Source organism: Paenibacillus sp. FSL K6-1096 (assembly GCF_037977055.1).
Lineage (GTDB): Bacteria > Bacillota > Bacilli > Paenibacillales > Paenibacillaceae > Paenibacillus_AQ.
The window spans coordinates 981951-1005998 of the sequence record NZ_CP150274.1; the positions used below are offsets into that span (position 1 = coordinate 981951).

23 protein-coding genes are annotated in these 24048 nt (G+C 56.7%); 6 read left to right on the forward strand and 17 right to left on the reverse strand.

Features of this window, described 5'->3' with window-relative positions; genetic code table 11:
* Window positions 1-194: 194 nt before the first annotated feature.
* The 3 genes from MHI24_RS04415 to MHI24_RS04425 form a co-directional block, all read right to left on the reverse strand.
* Window positions 195-1148 (reverse strand): sigma-70 family RNA polymerase sigma factor, encoded by a 954-nt coding sequence (locus MHI24_RS04415; RefSeq protein WP_340026598.1) that lies wholly within the window; start codon window positions 1146-1148, stop codon window positions 195-197.
* 66 nt (window positions 1149-1214) lie between these two features.
* The gene (locus MHI24_RS04420) at window positions 1215-1661 is read right to left on the reverse strand and encodes a carboxymuconolactone decarboxylase family protein (RefSeq protein ID WP_340024355.1); all 447 of its coding nucleotides are present in this window, start codon (window positions 1659-1661) and stop codon (window positions 1215-1217) included.
* Window positions 1662-1789: 128 nt separating this feature from the next.
* Window positions 1790-3244, reverse strand: a complete 1455-nt coding sequence (locus MHI24_RS04425) for an MFS transporter (RefSeq protein ID WP_340024356.1) — start codon at window positions 3242-3244, stop codon at window positions 1790-1792.
* A gap of 169 nt (window positions 3245-3413) precedes the next feature.
* On the opposite strand from MHI24_RS04425, the gene MHI24_RS04430 reads away from it, so the two are divergent.
* On the forward strand, window positions 3414-3857 hold the full coding sequence (locus MHI24_RS04430) for a MarR family transcriptional regulator (protein WP_340024357.1): 444 nt from the start codon (window positions 3414-3416) through the stop codon (window positions 3855-3857).
* Here the strand turns inward: MHI24_RS04430 and MHI24_RS04435 are convergent.
* Together MHI24_RS04435 and MHI24_RS04440 are read right to left on the reverse strand one after the other, a co-directional pair.
* Complete coding sequence (locus MHI24_RS04435) at window positions 3831-5321, reverse strand: response regulator (RefSeq protein ID WP_340024358.1); 1491 nt, start codon at window positions 5319-5321, stop codon at window positions 3831-3833. The two genes, MHI24_RS04430 and MHI24_RS04435, sit on opposite strands and share 27 nt — an antisense overlap.
* On the reverse strand, window positions 5314-6288 hold the full coding sequence (locus MHI24_RS04440; protein ID WP_340024359.1) for a histidine kinase: 975 nt from the start codon (window positions 6286-6288) through the stop codon (window positions 5314-5316). Before MHI24_RS04440 ends, MHI24_RS04435 begins: the two co-directional genes overlap by 8 nt.
* A 309-nt stretch (window positions 6289-6597) precedes the next feature.
* On the opposite strand from MHI24_RS04440, the gene MHI24_RS04445 reads away from it, so the two are divergent.
* Window positions 6598-7218, forward strand: a complete 621-nt coding sequence (locus tag MHI24_RS04445; protein ID WP_340026599.1) for a GyrI-like domain-containing protein — start codon at window positions 6598-6600, stop codon at window positions 7216-7218.
* 19 nt (window positions 7219-7237) lie between these two features.
* Here MHI24_RS04445 and MHI24_RS04450 read toward each other — a convergent pair whose 3' ends face one another.
* Window positions 7238-8554 carry a VWA domain-containing protein gene (locus MHI24_RS04450; protein WP_340024360.1) on the reverse strand — a complete coding sequence of 439 codons (1317 nt, stop codon included), beginning with the start codon at window positions 8552-8554 and terminating at the stop codon, window positions 7238-7240.
* A 145-nt stretch (window positions 8555-8699) separates the two neighbouring features.
* Window positions 8700-9314 carry a 50S ribosomal protein L25 gene (locus tag MHI24_RS04455; protein WP_340024361.1) on the reverse strand — a complete coding sequence of 205 codons (615 nt, stop codon included), beginning with the start codon at window positions 9312-9314 and terminating at the stop codon, window positions 8700-8702.
* Between the two features lie 326 nt (window positions 9315-9640).
* Here MHI24_RS04455 and MHI24_RS04460 point away from each other — a divergent pair, with 326 nt between their 5' ends.
* Together MHI24_RS04460 and MHI24_RS04465 are read left to right on the forward strand one after the other, a co-directional pair.
* Window positions 9641-9916 (forward strand): GNAT family N-acetyltransferase, encoded by a 276-nt coding sequence (locus MHI24_RS04460; protein ID WP_340024362.1) that lies wholly within the window; start codon window positions 9641-9643, stop codon window positions 9914-9916.
* Between the two features lie 12 nt (window positions 9917-9928).
* A complete protein-coding gene (locus MHI24_RS04465) occupies window positions 9929-10783 on the forward strand; it encodes a GNAT family N-acetyltransferase (RefSeq protein WP_340024364.1) in 855 nt (284 codons plus the stop codon).
* A gap of 84 nt (window positions 10784-10867) precedes the next feature.
* On the opposite strand, the gene MHI24_RS04470 is transcribed toward MHI24_RS04465, so the two are convergent.
* The 4 genes from MHI24_RS04470 to MHI24_RS04485 all read right to left on the reverse strand — a co-directional run bounded on the left by MHI24_RS04470 (window position 10868) and on the right by MHI24_RS04485 (window position 13707).
* Entirely contained in the window at window positions 10868-11644 is a 777-nt protein-coding gene (locus MHI24_RS04470; protein ID WP_340024365.1) for a hypothetical protein, read from the reverse strand.
* A gap of 2 nt (window positions 11645-11646) precedes the next feature.
* Window positions 11647-12099, reverse strand: coding sequence for a flavodoxin (locus MHI24_RS04475; protein WP_340024366.1), 453 nt, complete (start codon window positions 12097-12099; stop codon window positions 11647-11649).
* A gap of 310 nt (window positions 12100-12409) precedes the next feature.
* Window positions 12410-12775, reverse strand: a complete 366-nt coding sequence (locus MHI24_RS04480) for a VOC family protein (RefSeq protein WP_340024367.1) — start codon at window positions 12773-12775, stop codon at window positions 12410-12412.
* A gap of 110 nt (window positions 12776-12885) precedes the next feature.
* Window positions 12886-13707 carry a helix-turn-helix domain-containing protein gene (locus MHI24_RS04485; RefSeq protein WP_340024368.1) on the reverse strand — a complete coding sequence of 274 codons (822 nt, stop codon included), beginning with the start codon at window positions 13705-13707 and terminating at the stop codon, window positions 12886-12888.
* Window positions 13708-13911: 204 nt separating this feature from the next.
* On the opposite strand from MHI24_RS04485, the gene MHI24_RS04490 reads away from it, so the two are divergent.
* Both MHI24_RS04490 and MHI24_RS04495 read left to right on the forward strand, forming a co-directional pair.
* Window positions 13912-14775, forward strand: coding sequence for a class I SAM-dependent methyltransferase (locus MHI24_RS04490; protein WP_340026600.1), 864 nt, complete (start codon window positions 13912-13914; stop codon window positions 14773-14775).
* 3 nt (window positions 14776-14778) lie between these two features.
* Complete coding sequence (locus MHI24_RS04495) at window positions 14779-15525, forward strand: RluA family pseudouridine synthase (protein WP_340024369.1); 747 nt, start codon at window positions 14779-14781, stop codon at window positions 15523-15525.
* 64 nt (window positions 15526-15589) lie between these two features.
* On the opposite strand, the gene MHI24_RS04500 is transcribed toward MHI24_RS04495, so the two are convergent.
* The 6 genes from MHI24_RS04500 to MHI24_RS04525 form a co-directional block, all read right to left on the reverse strand.
* The gene (locus tag MHI24_RS04500; protein ID WP_340024370.1) at window positions 15590-16033 is read right to left on the reverse strand and encodes a MarR family transcriptional regulator; all 444 of its coding nucleotides are present in this window, start codon (window positions 16031-16033) and stop codon (window positions 15590-15592) included.
* Window positions 16034-16422: 389 nt separating this feature from the next.
* Complete coding sequence (gyrA, locus tag MHI24_RS04505) at window positions 16423-18864, reverse strand: DNA gyrase subunit A (protein ID WP_340024371.1); 2442 nt, start codon at window positions 18862-18864, stop codon at window positions 16423-16425.
* A 31-nt stretch (window positions 18865-18895) separates the two neighbouring features.
* Window positions 18896-20878, reverse strand: a complete 1983-nt coding sequence (parE, locus tag MHI24_RS04510; protein WP_340024373.1) for a DNA topoisomerase IV subunit B — start codon at window positions 20876-20878, stop codon at window positions 18896-18898.
* Window positions 20879-20945: 67 nt separating this feature from the next.
* Window positions 20946-21935, reverse strand: coding sequence for an ABC transporter permease (locus MHI24_RS04515; protein ID WP_340024374.1), 990 nt, complete (start codon window positions 21933-21935; stop codon window positions 20946-20948).
* Window positions 21928-22908 carry an ABC transporter ATP-binding protein gene (locus tag MHI24_RS04520; RefSeq protein ID WP_340024375.1) on the reverse strand — a complete coding sequence of 327 codons (981 nt, stop codon included), beginning with the start codon at window positions 22906-22908 and terminating at the stop codon, window positions 21928-21930. The genes MHI24_RS04515 and MHI24_RS04520 overlap by 8 nt, the downstream gene beginning before the upstream one ends.
* A 64-nt stretch (window positions 22909-22972) precedes the next feature.
* Window positions 22973-23902 (reverse strand): GDSL-type esterase/lipase family protein, encoded by a 930-nt coding sequence (locus MHI24_RS04525; RefSeq protein WP_340024376.1) that lies wholly within the window; start codon window positions 23900-23902, stop codon window positions 22973-22975.
* Window positions 23903-24048: the final 146 nt, after the last annotated feature.

Consider the following 24048-nt stretch of genomic DNA (forward strand, 5'->3'; position numbering starts at 1 on the left):
ACTTAAACGTGACATGTGTGAATTTTCGCTGTTTTTAAGTGTACATTCTACAACTATCCCTGAAATTCAATGGAGCTGAAGACTTCCATCGCGAAAATGGTGTGAGTTGTATTCTTCATATCAACCCTATCAACCAAGAAGACACGTTGTCTCCCCCTTCGGGATGGCAACGTGTCTTTTGGTCATGCCTATAATCATTCCTCCGGCAGCGCCGGCTGTACCGGATGATCCGGCGGCAGAGCGATACGGGTCAGCTTGGCAGGGTCCATCATCAGATAGAGCTGCTCTATCTGCTCCCCGCTGCCGTCCGGGCTCAGCAGAAGCACCGCCTTAACCTCACCCTGACAGGTGAAGATCAGGGCAGGTCCCCCATTCACCAGCCCGGCGGTATGCTCCCATTCGTGAAGATAATGCATTACCCGGCGTGAGGTCAGCAGCGCTGTCACTCCCTTGCGGCCCGTCATCGGCCGGAGAATCGTATGCACCTCCCGGCCGCCGCCGTCGGCCACAAGCACCGGATGATCGCCAAGCAGCTTCAGCATACCGTCCACATCATAGGCCGTGAAGGCCGCCGTGAAGCGGGTCAGCAGCTGCCTGGACACGGGGGCGTTCCCCGAGGCCCGGCGGGAAGACCGCTCGCCCTGGAGGACGCGCTTTGCCCGGCTATAGAGCTGGCGGCAGTTGCTCTCCGTCTTGCCGGTCATTTCCGCTATCGCTGCATAGTCATACTGGAAGGCCTCCCGCAGGACGAATACAGCACGCTCGGCCGGAGCCAGCCGCTCCATCAGAACCAGGAACGCATACGACAGGCTGTCTCTGCGCTCCGCTGCCGCCTCCGGTCCCTCATATTCGCGGCTTACCGGTTCCGGCAGCCATTCCCCGATATACGTCTCCCTGCGGCTGCGGGCCGTATTGAGCAGATTGAGGCAGCGGTTGGTTACCCCTTTGGCGATATACGCCCGGACATGCTGGATTCCGTCCCGGCCGCGGAGCTGCAGCTCTGCGAAGGTGTCCTGTACAACGTCCTCCGCATCCGCCGCCGTGCCTAACATCCGGTAAGCAATAGAGAAGGCATATCCTTTATAGGTCTGATACAGCTCCTCGATCCCTGTGTTGTCCGCAGCTGGCGGATCAGCGGGAATTTTGATTGTGCCGCTATCGCGTCTGTCCACTGCCCGCAGGCCTCCTTCTATACTTCTTGCGTCTCTCCTGCCTTAACTGAAGCACCCCGGGAACATACCCGTCGTAATTGCAATCCGGTTCCAGCTGTTGATCGTATTAACCGCCATAATCCAGTCCACTACTTCCTCTTCGGTAAAATGCTTAAGCATCTTGTGATACAGCTCCAGCGGAACGCCAGCCTGGCTAATCAGAGTGACATGCTCGGCGAATTCCAAGAGCACCCGCTCCTTCTCACTGAACAACGGCGCTTCCCGCCAGACACTGAGCAGCAGAATATGCTCGGCATAGTTCCCCAGCTTCATCAGGTCCTTGGCATGCATATCCAGACAGAAGGCACAGCCGTTGATCTGTGAGACCCGGATTTTGACCAGCTCATACAGTACTTTATCCTTGCTGCGGCTGCCTGCGTGCTGCTCCAGTGCCATCATGGCCCGGAACGCCGGCCCGTTAACCTCACGATAATTCATTCTTAGACTCATCTCAACAACGCCTCCATTTATGGTCTTCACTCCTGTAGACAAGATGGGGCGCTTGTTTGTGACAGAATCACTATAAAAAACCGGAAGTCATAAAAATGCACTCCCGATTCTGATGATAATCGCTGTACTTATACGCTTAGGCTCTTGGCCCTGCGCGAGTTGAACAGCCTCCAGCCGGTGAGCAGCGCCGACAGCAGGCAGATGCCGGAGGAGGTCATGAAGACCACATGCATCCCTGAGAGGAACAGCTCCGGCCGTCCCTCCACCAGTCCGGTCACCCGGTAGCCCGCCTTGCTGCTCATCACATGGAACAGGATAGTGGTGGCCACGGTGATGCCGACCACCATGCCCACATTGCGCACCAGCGAATTGACGCTTCCCGCTGACCCGAGCTGAGTGCGTGGCACGGTCGACATAATCAGCGAGTTGTTCGGCGAACCGAACATCCCGCTGCCGATGCCGAGCATGGCGATCCAGGTGCCGACCAGCAGCACCGGACTGCCTTCATGCAGCCGGGCCAGCCCGAACTGTGCTGCGACCATGACAAGCAGCCCTGCGAAGGTCAGCAGCTCGGAGCCGATCTTGTCAGACAACGCTCCGCTGAGCGGGGCAATCACGACCATACAGATCGGATAGAGCATCAGCAGGAAGCCCGCATCGAACGGTGACAGGTTCAGCATGTTCTGCGCATAGAACGGGGCGATAATATTGAAGCAGAAGTTCGAGACGAACACGAGGAAGGCGCAGAAGATGCTCAGAGAGAACAAGGGATTCTTGAACAAGGTGAGCTGAAGCAGCGGTTCCCGGCGGCGGAGCTCTACGATCAGAAAAGCGGCAAAAACAACTGCCGCAACAACCAGCGAAGCCAGAATCCGCTGATCGCCATACCCGAGCTGCTGGCCGAGCAGCAGTCCGGCGAACAACGTAACAATAAAGACAGCGAACAGCCCGCTGCCGGGCAGGTCAAGCTTTGCTTTTACCCGGACCAAATCCTTAGGAAGCACCTTCCAGCCCAGAACGATGGCCAGGATGCCAATCGGAACATTCACGAAGAAGATATATTCCCAGCCCAGCGATGAGACAATGATTCCGCCAAGACTGGGACCTGCGATACTCCCGAGGGAGACGAAGGTTCCGATCAGGCCCAGCGCCTTGCCCCGTTCAGTGGACGGGAAAATATCGGTAACAATCCCCTGACTGTTGGCCATCGTCATCGAAGCGCCTATAGCCTGGATCACCCGGGAAGCAATCAGCAGCGGCAGGCTGTGGCTTAACCCGCAGAGCAGGGAGCCGATAGTGAAGACCACCATGCCCAGCTTGAATATCCGGATCTTCCCGGCAATGTCGCCGAGCTTCCCGAAGAACAGGATCACCGCACAGATCGCCATCAGATAACCGGTGGTTACCCATTCCACCTGCGCTACCGGCAGGCCCAGCTCCCTCACCAGCACAGGTAGGGCAATATTCACAATGCTTCCGTCCAGGGTGGACATGAAAGTAAACAAATTGAGAACGATCAGGATCATCCAGCGCTTCTGCTGTATCCCTGCATCCTCCTGGTAGGTTGCCTCTAAGCTGCTCATCTGCATACACCCTCTAGTCTCAAATTCAATATAGTTGCGCACGCAACGAATCAACACTATCCAGTGTACAGCATATTAGTTGCGTGCGCAACAATATTGCGGTAAGCTTTGAGCAAGACGGTAGTTCAGTGAGCAGCTTCCGTTATTATCTAGAGCGAGGTGTCCGCCTGTGACTTCACATCATGAACCGATCGGCAAGCTGATCTCCCATCTGTTCCGCCAGAATCAGAAAGCGCTGGCCAAAGAGCTGGCCCCCTACGGCATGGGCAGCGGCGGCCAGCACAGCTTCCTCAAGCTGGTGCTGAACCATCCGGGGATTACCCAGGATCAGATGACCAGCCACATTAAATGCGATAAGGCTACAACGGCCCGCTCCGTCAAGCTGCTGGAGGCCTCCGGTTACATCGAACGCCGGACCGATCCCGGCGACCGCCGTTCCTCCCTGCTGTATCCCACGGCCCAGGCGCTTGAATTCGCGCCCGTTCTCCAGTCGCTGCTGGACGAATTCAACCGCCAGCTGAGCGCAGGTCTGACCGGAGAAGAGCTGGATACGCTGATTACCCTGCTCCATAAGGTCACACTTAATTCAGAGCGGCTGAACGGCCAGATCTGACTGCAGGGCATTAAGAGAAGCCTGATCATTCGATGCTTCCACCCCGGAGGACGAGCAAGAACTCAAGCTGCCCGTTCCCTCTGCGCGGTATTCGCTCGGCAGCTTGCCTGTATGCGCCTGGAACAGCCTGCGGAAGTATCGCTCATCCTCGAAGCCGGACATCGCAGCGATCTCGCTCAGCGGAGCATGGGTGTGCAGCAGAAGAGACTTGGCCTGGGCCAGCCGCATTCCGCGCAGGCTCTCCCCGAAGGACTCCCCGGCAAAGCGGGCGAAGCACCTGCTGAAATAGCCGCGGCTCAGATGAACGGCTGCGGCAACCTGGCCCTGATTAATTTTCTCCCCGGCATGGCTTCTCATGTAGCGCACTGCACGGATGAGACAGAGCATGATCTCCCGGTTCAACCCGAGCGCAAGCATCCGGCGCTGAACAAGGTCGGAGAAGCGGCGCAGCCAGCTGCTCCAATGGCTCCAGCTCCGGTTGCCTCCCGCCTCCTGCTCCAGCTGCTGCGCCTCCGCAGGGCTCAGCAGCAGGTTGCGCCAGCTGTGCAGCAGCTCCAGCCCGAAGGCGGCCACCGCCTCCTGGCACGGCTGCTGGGACAACACGGCAGCGGTGAGGCGCTCCCACTCCGCCTGCTCCAGTGTCCAGCGGAGATCCTGCGCGGCAGCCAGCACCCCGGCCCCGCCTGAAGCCGGGTGGGACAGTGCCGCCAATGCCTGCAATTTACTGTATGCCAGCCTCGGGAGCTCATCTGCGCTTGATGCATAGAACAGCGCCTGCCGGACCGTCCGTCCCAGTACAGCGCCGATCTCCTTCAGCGCCTGGCCGCGCACTCCGGTCAGCAGTGCTGTTGTCCAGCCAGGCCCGAGCCTGTCCGTAAGTGCTGTATGGATGGCCGCTGCTTCATTGCCATCCGGGAGCGGAGCCAGCCACATATCTTGTACACGCAGCAGCGGATAGCTCTGTACCGAAGGCAGCATATAGCACTGCTCCTTCATCTCCAACCTTAGCGGCACATAGACCAGCGTCTGGTCAGCTGCCATCCGTTCCCGCTCCCTGCCTGCCAGTGCGCTTCTCTGCCCGCTCTCCAGCCGGACCCGGTCCACCAGCCTGCGGATGACCGCTGCGGCGTTGTCTGCTTCCAGCAGGGTTTTGACAATATAATCAACTGCACCCAGCCGCAGCGCCTCCTGCACATACTCGAATTCATGGTGGCAGGTCAGCACCGCGCAGCTTACCCGGGGATAGCGCAGACGTACCTCGCGGATCAGCTCGAACCCGGTCATCCCCGGCATCGTGAGATCCGCGAACAGCAGGTCAGTCTCCTGCCTGCCGAGCAGCTCCAGGGCCGCCCTGCCGTCGGCCGCCTCGCCGGTGATGACCACCCCGAAGGACGGCCAGTCCAGCAGCGAGATGAAGCCCCTGCGAACCAGCCGTTCGTCGTCTACAACCACAGCTCTAATCATCGTAATCCCCCCTGCTTGTGATGGGAATCAGGATTGATACCGTTGTTCCGCTCTCCCCGGTGTGAATCTCCAGGCTCATCCGTTCGCCGTAACACATCCGCAGCACCCGCAGCACATAAGTCAGCCCGATGCCAAGCCCCCGGCCGCGCGCCGCTTCCCCAGCCAGTAACTCATCCATCTGCGCCTGATCCATGCCCGTCCCGTTGTCCTTGACCATGAGCCGTATCTCATCCGCACCCTGCCTGGCGACTATGACATCAACTTTGCCGCCTCCGCCCGCCCCGTGATAGATTGAATTCTCCACCAGCGGCTGGAGGACGAACCTGGGAACCGCTGCGGACAGTACTTCAGCTTCAGCCTCCACATTCAGCTCGAATTCATAATCGTAACGGATACGCTGCAGCTCCATATAATTGCGGACCGACTCAATCTCCTCTCCGATCGTCACGATCATGCTCTGTTTGCCGAGATTATAGTGCAGCACCTTCACCAGCAGAGTAACCAGCCTGTCGATTTCCTGCTGCCCGTTCAGCCGGGCCAGCCATTGAACCGTATTGAGTGTATTATGCAGAAAATGCGGGTTAATCTGGCTGCGCAGCTTCTCTGCCTCCAGACGGCTTATCTGTTTCTCGCTTGCGGCTGCCGTCTCCATCAATCCGCTCACCTGTTCCTTCAACCGCTGGATTTGAATGAGCAGCGGAGCATACAGCCGCCTCCAGAGCAGCCGGGCCAGCAGGGCCGCGAACCCGAGGGCGAGCAGAGGGGCAAGCAGCGCTAACAGGATGGTCATCCCGGTGCTGATTCTGCCTGACCGGTTCGGATCAGATGAGGCATACGAAGCACAACCGGCAATCAGCAGCAGCAGAATAGTACCGATCCACAAATAGATTACCAGTGCTGTGCGCACAGCTTTCACCTTCGGCGGCGGACTTGACGGCGGATCATCTGCCTGCTTTTTTCCAGACATGGCACCGGACATCTCCTCTTCATGGAAGCGTTTCAATATATTGATAGAATACCAGAATTTGTTTATTGTGAAAATAAGGAAGAAGCCCTACGCGCCCCCGCCCGCCTCCGCTGCACCGAATGTGATCGGTTTTTCGATTACATTTCACCCAGGCACACCCCTGCGCTTACCCATTGTATTCGGTTTTCCATATCCCCCCTGTAATGTTGCTACCCGGCCCGCTGCGAACATGACATACACCTGTCCGGTTGGCATGGTAATCTGGAGAAGAAAGAGAGAATCCTATGACTGAGGTGAACTTAATTGAAAGTGGAGTGGAAAAAGCATGACAAAGCCCTCTACCTCCCTGCCGCCCAACCGGCGCTAATTGAGGTTCCGGCCTTACCTTATTTCATGCTGCACGGGGAGGGTAATCCGAATGCGGATGCTTTTAAGGAGGCAGTTGGTGTGCTGTATTCGTTGTCCTATGCGATCAAGATGCTGCCGAGGAAAGGTCCGGCCCCTGAGGGGTACTACGATTACACGATCTACCCTCTGGAAGGCATATGGGACCTCAGTGAAGCGGGGCGCCGCCAAGCTGCTCTGGACAAGGACGAGCTGGTATACACCATCATGATCCGGCAGCCGGAATTCGTCACTCCGGAGCTTGCAGACGGAATTATCCGGCAGGTCAAGGCCAACAAGCCGCATCCGCTATTGGAAAAAGCCGTCTTCGGCATAGTGGAAGACGGCCTCAGTGTACAGATGCTGCATACCGGCCCCTACGACGAGGAACCGGCCAGCTTCGCCAGAATGGAACAGTTCTGTGCCGGACAGGGACTGCGGCGGGAATCGAAGCTTCACCGCGAGATCTATCTCTCGGATGCCCGGCGCGCCAAGCCGGAGAAGCTGAGAACCGTGCTGCGGTTCAAGGTATCACGGCTGCATTAACAGTGCAGCCGGCTCTATGCTAAGAACGTACAATGCCTTTTTGCCGGGCTTCGCGCAGCCACTTGGGATATTCGTTGAACAGACGGTCGTAAAGCTCCTCGTCACTGACCGCATCCAGATCGTCGAGCGCGAAGAAGTCGGCATTATCCACTACGCGTCCCTGCAGATCGTCAAGCTGGCGCAGGACGCCGTAATCCGCGTTGCCGATGCCGACAAACTGCCAGAAGATATTATGCTTCGAGCTTTCGACCAGCAGCTTCGAGATTTTGGGCGTTTCATAGATGCCGCCGTCGCTGAAGAAGACGACATATACCGGCAAAGGCCCCGGCTCCTCTTTCGTATATTTCTTGATCAGATCCTTCATCACCACAGGCTCATTGTTCCCGATCCCCAGCCCGCCGAACATCTTGGGTCCCGGGTAGGTGTTCTTCACATAATCCTCATACCCGTGTTCATTTACACTCGGCATCCGCTTGCACTTGGTGGCGAAGAACCAGACATCCATCTCTCCGTCATCGTCCATGCTGGCCGCCACCGCCAGCACCCGTTCAAAAGCCCGCTGCACGACTCCCTTCGCATACAGCCCGGCCATCGAGCCGGACGCATCGAACACCACTGCCACCCTCGCCTTCTCCTGGTCCAGGTTCTTCTTGCGCAGCGAAATGCTAACCTTCTGCTTCAGCAGATCAATCTTCGTCAGGTTCAGAGCCGGCTTTGGCGCAGTATTATGTACAGTCTCTGCAGAAGCACCGCTGACAGCAGCAGCAGCTTCCCTATGCCCCGCCGCAGGCTCCGCCGCTGCTCCTTCCTCATCCTCCACCTCAACCCCGTGGGCCTCTGCCAGCGGCTTCAATCCGCCATGGAAGCCCCGGCCGACCGCTCTCAGCTTGAAGCCCCCGCCGTGACGGTACAGCTCGGCCAGCACCAGCGAGGTCTCGGCATTGGCTTCGCTGATCTCATAGACCAGCTCCGTCCCGTTGCCGGCGGCGCTGATTTTTGCGCCCCTGACGTCAGCGAAGGTTCCGGGGCCGTCCAGCGTTGCCGCGAAGACACATTTCTCAACGCCTGATTTCTGCAGCGCATGCAGATCGATCACAAATTCTCCGCTAGTTTTGTCGATCGGATTGAATACAACCATCCGCCCGGGATCGGAGGTCTGATTATAGAACACAAAAAAATCATCAGACGCCACTTTTCCGTTCTCCCCGACCATGAAGCAGCTGATGTCCAGAACTGCCGGTGAGAAGCTGCAGGATATTTTGACAGTCGCCTGTGCGGCCGCCTCATCCAGCTTCGCATTCGAACCGCTTACAAGCCTAATGATATTCGGATTCATGATTGCACACTCCTACACTCTCAATTATTGAATGACATACATAGACGTCTTCATCTGCAAAAAGAGCAGACAATTCCCCTAAAAGGATATGTCTGCTCCTGGTTCATCACAACTATAGCTCCCCGAACCGCCCGGGAACTGAAGCTTACTCTTCGGACTTAGCTTCTTCGCCTGCTTCATCTGCGGCAGGCGCAGCAGCCTCTTCAGCCGCCGGATCTTCAGTGACAAGCGGAGGTGAGATCCGCACAATCAGCGTATCTTCCGGGGTCAGGATCTCCCAGCCTTCATGCTTCGGCAGATCGGATACAAGCAACTGATCGCCGATATCCAGTCCGCTGATATCCACTTCAAACGTTGGCTCCAGCTTGTCCGGCAGGGTACGGATATCCAGCTCGTACAGCTCAACCTGCTGGACACCGCCGCTCTTCACTCCCACCGGATCGCCGGTGAAATGGAACGCAACCTTGGTGTCAAGCTCCGACTTCATATCAATCTGCTGAAAATCTACATGCAGCAGTGTACGGGACAACGGCTGGCGCTGGTATTCGTGAATTACGGCATTCTTGGCGCCTGCGCCCGGTAATTCCACCTTCAGGATGGCACGCGGATTTTTGCTGAGAATCTCATTTAAGGTTTTGGCATCTGCTGAAAAGGACTGGGTATCTGAACCTGCACCGTAGACAACGACCGGTACGAAACCTTGGCGGCGCTGGGAAGAAGCCGAGCCGGATCTTTCTGTCAAGCGTACTGTGGTATTCATGATATTTCCTCCTAATAGTTTTTTAGCACTGCACCTTTTGATCCGGGGAAGCAGGCAAGCCGCCCCGCGGGCACAGGCCAAGTAGTGTCAGCATTGCTGCAAAAAAACAAAGACCAATTAGATCTCTTAAGTCTAATCAGTCTCTTATTAACCATATCTGCCTGCTTTGGAATCAGTATAGCACCAGGAAAGAGGTAAGTCAAAATAGGGTGCCATTCAAGATATATCCATATCGTGCAGGAAAATGGCGTTTTTCGCTTTCTCGCTTTTTGCCGGACAGGGTAGTAAAATAGAGGCACTACACCGGAATGGAGTGAGGGTATAAGATGGATAAAATTACAAAGGGAAAAGGACGTTTCTATATCGCTGGTGACGTAAAGGACCTGGCCGAGATTACATACAGAACCGAAGAGAACACAGGGAATCTGGTGATTGACCATACCTTTGTCTCGGAGGAGCTGCGCGGCCAGGGGGCTGGAGAGAAGCTCGTGCGGGCGGTCGTTGACCTGGCCCGTGAGCAGAAGATCAAGATTGTACCGGAGTGCCCGTATGCGGCACATCAATTCGAGAAGCACGCTGAGTATAAGGATGTGCTCAAATAGGAGGAAGACCGTTTGACGAAGACAGATACACTGAACCAGATTGAAGAGCTGCAGCAGCGCTGCGAGCAATATGAGGGCATCACCCTGAAGCTGAACTGGGATATGCTCCGGCAACCCGGCAAGACAGGCAGTACGCAATACCTGGTGACTTATGAAGAGGACATGCTGGTGGGATTCATCGGAATGTATAGCTTCGGGAATAAAATGGAGGTATGCGGCATGGTCCGGCCGGGCTACCGCCGCCGGGGAATCTTCAGCGCTCTTTGGAAGCAGGCAGAGGCCATCATCCGGAAGGGAACAGTGAAGACACTGCTGCTGAACACTCCTGCAGGCTCAGCCTCCGGCAACGCTTTTCTGAAGACTCTGCCAGTGGCATTCAGCCAGGCGGAATATCAGATGAAGTGGGACGGGGCAGGCGGGAGCCTGGCAGCCGCAGAAGCCAGTTCGGCCGCCGGCCTTGTTACGCTCCGGCCGTCACGCCCTGAGGAGATCCCCCTGCTCATCACCTTGGACTGTGACGGATTTCAGATGACTAAGGAAGAGGCCGCCGAAATGTACGGACAGCAGGAGCAGGATGGCTCCGAGGAGCATATTATCATTGAGCTGGACGGACAGCCGGCCGGCAAGCTTCGGCTGTGGTCTGAGGACAACGAGACCTGGATCTACGGATTCGTCGTAGACAAGAAGCTGCGGGGGCTTGGGATCGGCCGGAGTGCGCTGATGCAGACCATTGAACGGGAGCAGCACCATCATAACGGCGTGAATCTGGAGGTTGCGCTGGACAATCCGAATGCGCTCAGGCTCTATGAGAGCTGCGGCTTCGTCGTTCTTAACCAGCAGGATTATTATGAATACCGGCTGAACTAGAATAATAATCAGGAACAACAATAATAAGCATCTCTTCCCGGCCGCGCGGCTGTGGAGGAGATGCTTATTGTATGTAGAACCGGGCTACATCAGCCCGTATCCCCGCAGAACAGAATCGTCCCGCTCGTTCTTGCCGCCGCCGCAGCACGGGCAGCCTTGTGCCCCGGCCTCCCGTTCCAGGAACACCGACAACAGCTGCACATAATCAAGTGATTCCTGCAGCGGCAGATCCGCACCCTCCACCCTGTGCCTGCGCCCGTCCAGCAGCGAATAGATCTCGATGGTGTCCGCCGGTTCTCCATAAGCCATGTGAGAGAAGACATTCGCCATATGCATGAATCCGGTAATGACTTCGTCGCTGCCTTGCACCATGAATTTCTGGATATTCAGGCTCCGCCCCTTCTGCTGCGGGCTCCAGGCCAGCTGGAAAATCACCGCCAGCTCAACCGACAGCTCAGGAACCTTCACATGCCACTGCTCATAGCGCATCACCGGAAGCTCTCCGGTATGATTAACGGCAACAATCCGCATCAATTCATCGGCAACCGCCTGCTTCACATCCCAGTACTGCATCAGCGAAGGAAAAGCATTGCCCTTCGGCGGCCAGCGGCGCTCCAGCAGGAACTGTACCGGAGTCTCCCGGCGCACCTCGGGCGGCAGACCGTAGAAGTCGTTCAGCGTGTGTCCAACCGCATACTGGACCTGCTGCCTCCAGCGTGGAAGCCCGGTAGCCGGTCCGCTGCCGGCCACCTGAGCTCCGCCCAGCATAATATGCTCCATGCGGTAATCATCAAGCCGCCTGTACGCGTTCATCCCGCCGGCAGGCTTGCTTCCTGTCATGACCCCAGCCGACGCGCCCATCGTCAGGATACCGCCGCGCAGGCTCCGATGAACTGGCGGCCGAAGTTCCGGCAGTCCTCCTTCTCGGCGGCATTCGGCCCGTACTCAATCTTCAGGCTGGCCTGAACGATCTCAGCCCCGCGCTCCTTCAGCTTTTTCTCAATCTCGTCTACCGCCCCGCAGTAGATCTGATACCCGGTGTCCCCGCTTCCGAAGGCTGCCGCCTTGCAGCTGCTCAGGTCCAGCTCATCCATCTCCTCATAGAAATCGAGGAATTCATCCGGCAGCTCCCCGTCGCCCCAGGTATAGGCGCCCAGGAGGACCGCCGCGTAGTCCTTCATCTCCTCGGCATTGCAGTCCGTGACCGATTTCAGCACGGCCTCTCCCCCTGCCTCGCGGATGCCCTCTACAATCAATTCAGCGATCTCCTCCGTATTGCCTGTCAAGCTGGCATATGCCACTAACACCTTGGCCATCACTCTATCCTCCCATGGTAAATCATATAGTCTATTTAACTTGAACGCTGCCGGAGCCGTAAGCTTTACGGTCACAGTATGAACTCTTGGGCCTCCGGCCGCTGCCCGTCAACTGATTTATGAAGCACAAGCAGAGCATTGCTACCCTCATTCTATTTGATAATGATTATCATTGTCAATATTTATAGCTGTTTATCTTCTTAACCCGTTGGTATACCGTCCTCCCCGCAACACAAACAACGGCAGTCCGGAGAGTCCATTGACCTTCCAGAGCTGCCGCTGTGCGATTAGGTTTGTGGCGGGCAGACAATCAGTATCCGCCTTCGAGCAAGGTGATGCCGTTGCCATCCGGGTCACGGAAGTTCATTTCTTTACCGCCGTACTCCATCGTTGACGGGGGCTGACAATCCAGGCCTCTGGCCTTCAACTGCTCGTACGTCTCATCCAGGCTGCTGCAGGAGAATACCAGGTTCACCGTCCCGGTCGTCAGGTTCTCCCACTTGGCGGCATTCCAGATGATAATCCCCGGCTGGGTACGTTCGAAGGCAATTTTTGCCCCGTCGTGCTCCCCGTAGCCCTCAAAGGGAACCGGGATGCCGAGTACCTCCGAATAGAAAGCGGCCAAGGCCGCCGGATTCTTGCTGTACAGATTAATGCCGTCAAACGATGTAATCATAATATTATCCTTCCCTTCATGGCATGTAATAGGTTAAGCAGGCCGTCATCAGCCTGTCTATACTCATTGTACGTGGGGCGGTCAGGCTTGTATTGCAAAAAAACGACACTTCAGCTCCGGGCCTTCACCAGCGCCTCCAGCGGCGTCCTGCCCGCGAATTTCTTGAAATTGTTGATTAAATGTGACTGGTGGCTGTAGCCGTAAGCGTACACCATATCCTGCATCACTCCCGGCCGCCGGGGGGAACGGTACAGATCCAGCCAGACATTCTGGAAGCGGATCAGGTCGGCCACCTTCTTGGGCGGAAGGCCGATATGGCGGCGGAACAGCCGTTCCAGCTGGCGGCTGCTGATGCCAGTGCTGTCCTCCAGCATCCCTGAGCTTACCCTTCCCTTGGACTGAAGCAGTCTATGCACCGCATTCATCATCCCGTCGCTGCTGCGGCCTGCCCGCTCCAATCTCCGCAGCAGGAAGACTTCAGCCGCCGCAATGCGCTCAGCCATCGTCCCGGCATGCTGCAGCCGTTCTCCCAGCTCCCGGCGGAAGGTGTGGAAATAATGCTCCACCGGAACATGAACATTCAGCACATCTGTCATGGGCTCGTCCGCGAACAGATGCACCGCCCAGAAATGAAAGCGGATGGCGAACCGCTGCCGGGAAGCGGGCTGTACTGTCTGTCCGGCTTCAAAGGACGTATCGTTGATGCCGCAAAAAATTCCGTTCGCCTCTCCGTTCTCCCCGTCCCATTCCCATATAATGTCCATACAGGTGTCGGGAATGATCGTCTCAGTCTGCTGCTTCCGGGGCTGTGCCGCAGCCGCGGATTCCCAGAAGCAGCGGATATACGGCAGGAGCGGCCTGCAAGGCAGATATTCTCCGCCCCCGGCAGGGTTAGCCGTAATCGGATAATACAGCTCCGACAGGTTGTACATAGCCATCCCCCTCCCTCATCACTTGGTGAACAATAGTATTCTGATCATACACAATCCCTGCAGGAAGTGCCAATAGGGATGATGTTCTGCCCGCTGCTTGGATAGACTTAGAATAGTTGCTGCTTTACAGCCATTTTGTTTGTAGGAGCAGCCGGAAATGTTGTACAATATAGGCTAAATGACTTTTTGAAGGATGGATCAATGATGTATATAGCGACTGACTGGAAGGACTATGAAGTGCTGGATACCGGGGGCGGGGAGAAGCTGGAGCGCTGGGGGGACATTGTGCTGCGCCGTCCGGACCCGCAGATCATCTGGCCGCTGGCCTCAGAGAGCGCCAAATGGCGCGATGTGCACGGGCATTATCACCGCAGCTCTGCCGGAGGCGGACAATGGGAGATGAAGAAGGCCATCCCGGAAGACTGGAAAATCAGCTACGGCAAGCTGAAATTCCACCTCCGCCCGACCAACTTTAAGCACACCGGGCTGTTCCCGGAGCAGGCGGCCAACTGGCGCTGGATGATGGACAAGATCGCCGCTGCAAACCGGCCGATCTCCGTGCTTAACTTGTTCGCCTATACCGGCGGTGCAACGGTGGCGGCGGCAAGCGCCGGAGCTTCTGTCGTGCATGTCGATGCCGCCAAGGGCATGGTGCAGTGGGCCAAGGAGAACGTCGCCTTGTCCGGTCTGGCTGACAAGCCGGTCCGCTTCATTACGGACGATGTGTTCAAGTTCGTCCAGCGTGAACAGCGCCGCGGCAGCAAATACGATGCCATTATTATGGACCCTCCCTCCTACGGAAGAGGGCCGGGCGGTGAGATGTGGAAGCTGGAATCCAGCCTCTATCCGTTCTTGGAGAGCTGTATGCAGATTATGAGCGAACGTCCGTTGTTCATGCTCATTAACTCCTACACGACCGGGATCTCGCCTACTGTACTGCGCAATATGCTGGCGATGACCATGGGTAAGCGTTATGGCGGCAAGCTGAACTCCGGTGAGATCGGCCTGCCGATTACAGCCTCCGGCATGAATCTGCCCTGCGGGATTCTGGGCCGCTGGGAGGCGTAAGCTATGGCCGATCAGCATCACGGAGCTGCCGGACAACCCGGCAGCGGGCAGTCCCGGTTCGAGATTCTGTATGAGGATAACCACCTGCTGGGTATCGTGAAGCCGGTGAATATTCCCGTTCAGGAGGATGCTACGGGCGACAAGGATCTGCTGACCCTCCTGAAGGAAGACGTGAAGGAACGGTATGCCAAGCCCGGGAATGTATTCATGGGCCTGGTTCACCGGCTGGACCGCCCCGTCGGCGGAGCGATGATCTTCGCCAAGACGTCGAAGGCCGCCTCCCGGCTGTCCGAGAGCGTCCGCACCCATGCCTTCCAGAAGGTCTATCTGGCCGTCATTCATGGCCAGCTGCCGGGCTCAGAGGCGCGCCTGGAGCATACGCTGCTGAAGGACCCTAAGAGCAATACCGTCCGGGTCGTCCGGCGGGGAACGCCGGGCGGCAAGGACGCCATTCTCGATTATACGGTCATCGGCAGCGAAGAGGGTTATTCCCTGGTGAAGATTGAGCTGCTGACCGGCCGCTCGCACCAGATCCGCGTTCAGCTCAGCGATGTCGGCTGTCCGCTCTATGGCGACCAGAAATACGGAGCCGCCGTGAACCGGCCGGGGCAGCAGATTGCCCTCTGGTCGGCCCTCACCCGCATCCCGCATCCGGTCACCAAAGAAGAGGTCGAGCTTCTCTCACTGCCTCCCCGGGATTATCCCTGGAATCTATGGCCCGCCAAAGTTCAAAAGCAGGCTGTCCTATAACGGACGGCCTGCTTTTTTTGATGCGAAAAAACAATAAGGTTCTGGCTTAAATTCATTATGAGTCTTATAAGGACTGGACTGAAGAGGCTTCCTCCGCTGCCGGGTTTACGGCCATCTTCCCCATGAGATAGAGCAGCAGCTGCTGGTTATGCGAGGAGATCGGATCAAGGGCTTCGGCAAAAAAGTCACTGCGGATCTTCAGTCCGCGCTGAGTCTCCTGCTTGCCTGTCTCGGTGATGCTCACCCAGACGATTCTGCGGTCGGAAGCATCGCGTTCGCGGACAATCAGATTGTGCTTCTCCATCCGGTCAAGCAGCATCGTGACAGCCGCCGGGCTGGTCGCCAGATGAGGAGCCAAATCAGAAGGCTTCATCGCGTCACGTTCCTGCAGCAATTCCAGCACGGTAAGCTGGGCATCCGTCAGTGTAGGGGCAAGCTTGCTGTCCATATGTAGCTTATAGTCCTTGAGTATCTTATGCCAGATTTTACTGAATTCAGTGGAGTGCACACTTATTCCTTCCTTTCCTGATCGATAAGAATTTATGTGTTTTGGGGTCCCCGCAAAGTACCTGAGTTATCACCTACGCTACAGCCCCACTTGGTGGGGTTATCTTGCGGATCTCTATCCGGTATACTTACTTGTTCGCGAGAAAACTTCCATTTCCTGCAAGAGAAAAAAATAAAGTCACCGCATATCCCTTCAATTTCTCCGAAGCCAACAAGTGGAAACAGCTATGCCGTCCTTTTTAAGGGCGGTATCGTTTCAGCGAGAAATATAAGGACCAGTTATCGTGTGTAACATATACATTCTTATATTTTGATAAAAAACAGCGCGGGCCGCCCGGTCTCCCTGAGCTGCCCGCGCCGTTCCATGCGAACCTGTAGCTTAATATCCAGTTACTTCACAGTCTTAAAAACAATTGCGATCTCGTCCTTCTTCTCGATTGCCACCATCTGCTTCCCGGTGGAGCGGCGCTCCCCGATCGGCGCGGCTTCGGAGGAGAAGGAATAGACGGCCCCGCTCTGGGTAATCGCGGTCAGCTCCAGCGGCTCCTTGCAGTAGAAGGCGCCTGCCAGCCTGCTGCCGTTCGGGCGGACACGCTTGCCCTCCTTGAATTCAAAGGTCGGCATCCCTTTGCCCCCTCGGCTCTGGGACGGATAATCGACCATCAGCGAGCGCTTGGCGTAGCCGATGTCAGACACGGCCAGCAGCTCACCCTCATCCTCGCTGATCCAGAAGCAGGAGACCACTTCGTCCCCTTCCCGGAGCTGAATCCCCCGGACCCCGCTGGCCACCCGGCCCATCGGGTTCACTTCGCTCTCCTTGAAGCGGATACTCATGCCGCCTTGGGTAACCAGCACGATATCCTTGTCTCCGGTGCTGAGCGACACGTTAAGGATCTCATCTCCCTCAGCCACCTTGCATGCGGCAACGGCTCCTGAACGGCTGGTGGAGTATTCCTTCAGCTCGGTACGCTTCACCTGGCCCTTGCGGGTGACGAAGACCAGACTGGCCTGAGGGTCCTCCAGATTACCGACCGGCAGCACACTGACCACGCCGTCGCCCTTGGCCAGACTGATGACGTTGACAATCGCGGTCCCCGGCTCCTTCCACTTGAATTCCGGGATCTGATGCACCGGCAGCAGGAAGTATTGGCCCTTGCGGGTAAATACGAGCAGGCTGTCCCGGGTATTCAGGTCCAGCAGCTTAACAATGTGGTCGCCTTCCTTGACGCCTGAGGCATGGCGTTCCCCGCCTGAGCGGGTGAAGGACAACATGCCTGTCCGCTTGATATAACCGTCGGCAGACAATGCCACCAGCACATCCTCAGCGTTCACCAGCACCTCCATGTTGACCTTAAGCTCCTCCACCTCGCCCTGGATCAGGGAACGGCGGTCGATCCCGTATTTGTCGCGGATCTCCAGCAGCTCCTTGCGGATGACGGCGATCAGCTTCTTGTCGCTGTCCAGAATCCCCTGCAGGGTTGCAATCCGTTTCTGGGTCTCGTCCAGCTCCTTCTGCAGCGAATGAATCTCCAGATTGGTCAGACGGTAGAGCTGCAGGGTCAGAATGGAATCGGCCTGGCGTTCGCTGAAGCCGAACATCCACACCAGGTTATTCTGCGCATCCTGGCGGTTCTTCGAGGCCTTGATGGCAGCGATTACTTCGTCCAGAATGTTCAGCGCCTTGACCAGTCCCTCCAGGACATGGGCGCGGTCCTCCGCCCGCTCCAGATCGAACCGGGTCCGGTGCGTAACCACCTCACGCTGGTGGGCGATATAGGCCTCCAGAATCGCCTTCAGACCGAGCTGCTGCGGCGCTTTGTTGACAATGGCGACCATGTTGAAGTTGTAGGTGATCTGCAGATCGGTTTTTTTGAGCAGATAGGCCAGAATGCCGTTCGCATCCGCTTCCTTCTTCAGCTCCACCACAATCCGCAGTCCCTCGCGGCCGCTCTCATCGCGCACTTCGGCAATGCCCTCAATCTTCTTCTCCAGACGGATGTTCTCCATCGAGGTTACCAGCCGTGACTTCACGACCTGGAACGGCACCTCGGTGATGACGATCTGCTGCTTGCCGCCGCGCAGATTCTCAATCTCCGTCTTGGAGCGCAGATAGATGCGGCCTTTGCCGGTGCGGTAGGCATCCATAATTCCATCCCCGCCCATAATCGTTCCCCCTGTAGGGAAGTCCGGCCCCTTGATGAAGGTCATGATATCCTCAAGGGCAATATCGGGCTTCTGCATCACGGCGATGCAGGCATCGATGACTTCCCGCAGGTTGTGCGGCGGAATCTCGGTGGCGAACCCGGCGGAGATTCCGCTCGTTCCGTTCACCAGCAGATTCGGGTAACGGGAAGGAACGACAACCGGCTCCTTGGCCGTATTGTCGAAGTTGTCCTTGAAGAGCACGGTGCGCTTCTCGATGTCGCGCATCATCTCCATAGCAATCGGAGACAGGCGCGCTTCGGTATAACGCATGGCTGCTGCCGGGTCGTCATCCATCGAACCCCAGTTGCCGTGCCCGTCTACCAGCACATGCCCCATCTTCCAGGGCTGGGCCATCCGCACCATACCGTCATAGATCGAGGAATCCCCGTGGGGATGATAGTTCCCCATGACGTCCCCGACTGTTTTGGCGGATTTGCGGTACGGCTTATCCGGGGTATTGCCCGAATCGTACATGGCATACAGAATCCGGCGCTGCACAGGCTTCAGCCCGTCACGGACATCGGGAATCGCCCGGTCCTGAATAATATATTTGGAATACCGGCCGAACCGGTCGCCTACGACCTCTTCCAGAAAAGCCGGCATAAATTGCTCTGACAAACTGCTCATTGACTATTCACCTTCTGTTCCTCAATCTGTCTTATTCCACGATCTCCGTGAAATCGACGTTCTCGACAATCCAGCGCTTGCGCGGGTCTACCTTGTCGCCCATCAGCGTGGAAACGCGGCGTTCCGCCTTGGCGGCATCCTCGATCTGCACCTGCAGAAGCGTGCGGGTATCCGGGTTCATGGTCGTCTCCCACAGCTGCTCCGGGTTCATCTCGCCCAATCCCTTGTACCGCTGCAGCTCGAAATTCTTACCGAACTCCTTCAGGTAATTCTGCAGCTGCTCATCGCTCCAGGCGTAGCGGACGGTCTCCAGCTTGCCGGATTTGCGCGTCAGCTTATAGAGCGGAGGCTGGGCGATGTAGACCTTGCCGGCATCGATCAGAGGCTTCATGTAGCGGTAGAAGAAGGTCAGCAGCAGCACCTGGATGTGCGCTCCATCCGTGTCGGCATCCGTCATAATGATGATCTTGGAATAATTGCTGTCCTCGACGGTGAAATCAGGACCGATTCCCGCGCCGATGGCGGAGATAATCGCCTTGTACTCGTCATTCTTCAGGATATCCAGCAGCTTGGCCTTCTCCGGGTTCATCGGCTTGCCCTTCAGCGGCAGAATGGCCTGAAGCTTGGAATCGCGGCCCTGCTTCGCAGAGCCTCCGGCAGAGTCCCCTTCCACGATGAAAATCTCGGTCCGCGTCACATCCTTGGACTGGGCAGGCGACAGCTTGCCGCCAAGGTTCGAGCTCTCGCTGCGCTTCTTGCCGCTGCGGATCTCATCGCGCGCCTTGCGGGCTGCTTCGCGGGCCTTGGACGCCTGAATCGACTTCTTCAGCAGGCTCTGCGCGACCTGGGGATTCTCCTCCAGGAAGCGCGCCATCCGCTCGGAGACAATAAAGTCCACGGCGCTGCGCGCTGAGGCGCTGCCGAGCTGATCCTTCGTCTGTCCGACGAATTCCACATCCGACATCTTCACGCTGATGACCGCCATCATGCCTTCCCGCAGGTCATTGCCCTCCAGGTTCTTATCCTTCTCCTTCAGGAGCTGGGTCCGGCGGGCATATTCGTTCAGCACCCGGGTATACGCCGTCTTGAAGCCGGTCTCATGCGTCCCCCCGCTGCGGGTAGGGATCGAGTTCACGAACGACGCAATGGTCTCTGTGTACCCCGCATTATATTGCAGCGCAATCTCCACTTCAATGTCGTCCTTCTCTGAGCTGAAATGAATGACATCATGCAGCACATCCTTGCCCTCGTTCAGGAACTGGACGAATTGGCTCGCGCCGCCTTCGTAGAAGAATTCGTCCTGGCGTCCGCTCCGCTCATCGCTCAGAACGATTCTAAGACCGGAGTTCAGGAAGGCAATCTCCTGCACCCGTTCAGCAAGCGTATCGTAGTTAAGCGAGATTCCGGCGGTGAAGACGCGAATATCCGGCTTGAAGGTAATCTTCGTACCGGTCTTGTTCGTATTGCCGAGAATCTCAAGGCCTGTTACAGGCTCGCCGACATGCTCCTTTCCGCTCTCATCAACCCAGTATTCAAAGCGCTGGCGGTGGGTTTTACCCTCACGGTAGATCTCCACCTCAAGCCACTCGGACAGCGCATTGGTTACTGAAGCGCCAACGCCGTGCAGACCGCCTGATTTCTTGTAGCCCGAGCCGCCGAACTTGCCCCCGGCATGGAGGATCGTGAATACGACCTGTGGAGTCGGAACTCCGGTCTTATGCATTCCGGTCGGAATCCCCCGCCCGTTGTCAATGACAGTGACCGATCCGTCCTTGCGCATTGTAATTTCAATCTTCGTGCAAAATTTCGCTAAATGCTCATCTACGGCATTATCAACTATTTCCCATACCAAATGGTGCAGACCCGAGGAACTCGTACTGCCAATATACATGCCGGGCCGTTTGCGGACCGCAACCAGACCTTCGAGCACCTGAATGTCGTCAGCATCGTATCCAGACCCGCCGGCACCGGCGTTCTTGGAGACTTTTGCAAACATATCGATCTGTTCGAGCATTCATGCTCCTCCTTCTCTTGTCTTACTCTCTAAAATGCAAACAAACGTTTTGGTTACTTTGTACATTCTAATTCAAAATATCCCGTTTCGTAAAGACGGCGAATGAAATGATTACGGCAGCAAGCCCCCAAACACCCAGAACCGCCATGGAGAAGCCAAGCGTCATGCCCTCAATCGGGGCGGGGGTTCCGGCTAAATACCGGGTAAGCTCCATGTTGACCATAAATAAATATTTGGCCGCCGTCCAGGCGGAAGCCATATTGGTCAGAATCGTTCCGGCAATCAGCGCCGCCATCATCACGACAATGCTTGCCGCCGTGCTGCGTACCAGCACTGACACCATGAAGGCCAGCAGAGCCACAACAACGCTCACGAACCAGACAAGTCCGCCCTGCATCAGCAAGTACTTCCACTGCGGCACTGCATGAACGGTAGACATATCTACCGTATCGCCGCTGATCTGGAAGCCGGTGAAGACGGGAACATTGAACCCTTTATAGCCAAAAGCCAGCCCCGATATCAGATAGCTGACCACATACGCCGCCAGGACGATCAGCGACACGAACATCAGCAGGGCGGTCATTTTGCTCAGCAGCACCTTCCAGCGCCGGACCGGACGGGTCAGCAGCATCTTGATCGTGCCTGTTGTCCGCTCCCCGGACACCAGGTCGGAGGCGATCGCCATGATCAGCAGCGGAATGAACAGAGAGACCGAATTGCTGAGGAATTCCCGGGTAAACGTAACCCCGCTCGGCTCGTTCGGATTGACGTCATGATCCAGATAATACTGCAGCTGCTGGACAAAAATCCGCCGGTACGACTTCCACTCCTCCGGAATCCGGTCGCTGCCGAGCGAATTCTGGTTATCGGTAATCCGCTGCTGGATCTCCAGCCTCCAGTCCGAGTTGAATTTGTCACGGCTGCGTTCCGCAACGCGCATCTGGGCGTAGGTGAACATCGGCACCAATACCAGCAGTATAAGCAGGATGACATAGAAACGTTTCTTTTTGATGATCTTCAGACACTCATTGCGGATGAGCGGCAGCAGGTTAGTCAATAGATTCACCTTCCGTTAGCTTCAAGAATAGCTGTTCCAGTGTAGGGTTGATTTTATGCACTGCGCGGATTTCTACCTCTTTCGTAACCAGCACGGCCACAATCTCCGGGATCAAGTCCTCTTCCATCGCCGTAATCTGGGAGTTCGCTCCCATGCCTGCGATCACCGAATCATCCAGCGTGACCTCATCCGGCTCCAGCAGCTGAATATCCGGCCGCGCAGCCATGATCTCTCTGGCCCGCCCGAGCGGCTCCAGCTCCCACAGCACATAGGGAGAGTTGCGGGCAACCAGCTCGTCTACACCGCCTACAGCCAGTACACGGCCTTTGCTGATAATCGCCACCCGGTCACACAGCAATTGAATCTCGCTCAGCAGATGGCTGGAGACAAACACCGCCAGACCTTCGTCTGCCAGCTTTCGGATGAATTCGCGCAGCTCCTTGATTCCCTTGGGGTCGAGGCCGTTCGTCGGCTCATCCAGAATCAGCAGCCGCGGACGGCCCAGCAGCGCCTGGGCAATCCCCAGCCGCTGGCGCATCCCGAGCGAATATGTACTGACCTTGTCGTGAATGCGCTGATCCAGACGGACGATATCCACGACCTCCGCAATTCTTGCCTCGTCTACCCCAGGCTGCATCCGTGCGAAATGCTGCAGGTTCTCCCAGCCCGTCAGATAGGTGTATACCTCAGGATTCTCGACGATGGAGCCGACATATTGCAGCGCCTGCTCTGGGTTCTTGTTCACATTATAGCCGCAGACGGTGATGCTTCCCTCACTGGGCCGGATCAGGTCCACCAGCATGCGGATGGTTGTGGTTTTGCCGGCACCGTTCGGGCCGAGAAAGCCGAAGATTTCCCCTTCCCTGACGTCAAACGTGACATCATCAATGATCCATTTGCGGCCGATCTTTTTGCGGACTCCCCGGGCAGACAGAACTACTCCGCCGGGTTCCTCGGTTGTTGGTCTCGCCATCTGTATCCAGCTCCTTGCACATCATTTCTGCTTCCACCTTCACGCTGTCCTGTTCATTGGACGATTACCGTACCGCCTGGACAATCCGCTCGCTCATCCGCTGATACCCCTCCCCGTTCGGGTGAAAATGATCACTGGAGAGGTACTTGTCCAGATGTCCGTTAAACAAGTCAAAGGTCGGAACCAGCGTCATATTGCTATGGGTATTAATAATATCCATGGCGGCATTGTTCCACGCGGTAACCGCCTGATTGCCCGGCACCAGCAGGTCCGGGATATCGCCAAACGGATTATACAGTCCCACATAAAAGATTCTGGCCTGCGGATTAATCTCAGATATCGTCTTCAGGATCTGGCCCAGCCGCTCCGAAGCCTGCGGCAAGGCAGCGAGCAGCGATTCGGGAGACAGATCATCTGCTGAGGCTGTAGGCACTGAAGTAGAGCCTTCGACCTTCTGGTCCGCTGGGTCTCCAGTCTCAGGTGTTGCGGCTCCGTCCGTGTGCTGCGCTGCATCCGCTGACGAAGCAGTCTGTCCGCTGCTGCTGCCTGTCCCGAGAATATTCGAGCCGCGGAACAGGTCGTTGCCGCCGATTGAGATCAGGATGAGATTCGCCTGACGCAGCGCATACTGCACGCCCTCCTCCTTCAGCTTGCTCTGGAGCGCGGCTGTTGTGAGGCCGTTAATGCCCATATTGCCCATCAGCTCAGCCTTGCCGCCGTGCTCCGCTAACGACTTCAGCGTCCGCTGAACGAAGCCTTCGCCGGAGTTGTCCCCGGTCCCTTTGGCCAGCGAATCGCCCAGCGCCAGAATCCTGAACTCATCGCTTGCGGCCGCATCTGGTGCTGTGGTCTCCTGCGGAAGAGAGGACAGGAATTGCTCTCCCTTCGGGTTCAGGATATCGCCTGCGGCATACACAAACCCCGTAATCAATAGTAAAGTGGCCAGGATGGACGCAAGACTTACTGCCCTCCAGGTCCATTTGGAATCGTTCAAGGCTATCCCTCCATCATCCGTGCTTGTTCTCCATGATTCACCATTTATTAAATTGTTAACTATGTAGATAAACATAATTCTTCTTGGTTGAATTTGCAAACGGGGAGTGGTTTAGGTGAGGGCGCGGCTGCGGGGAGTTCAGGTGA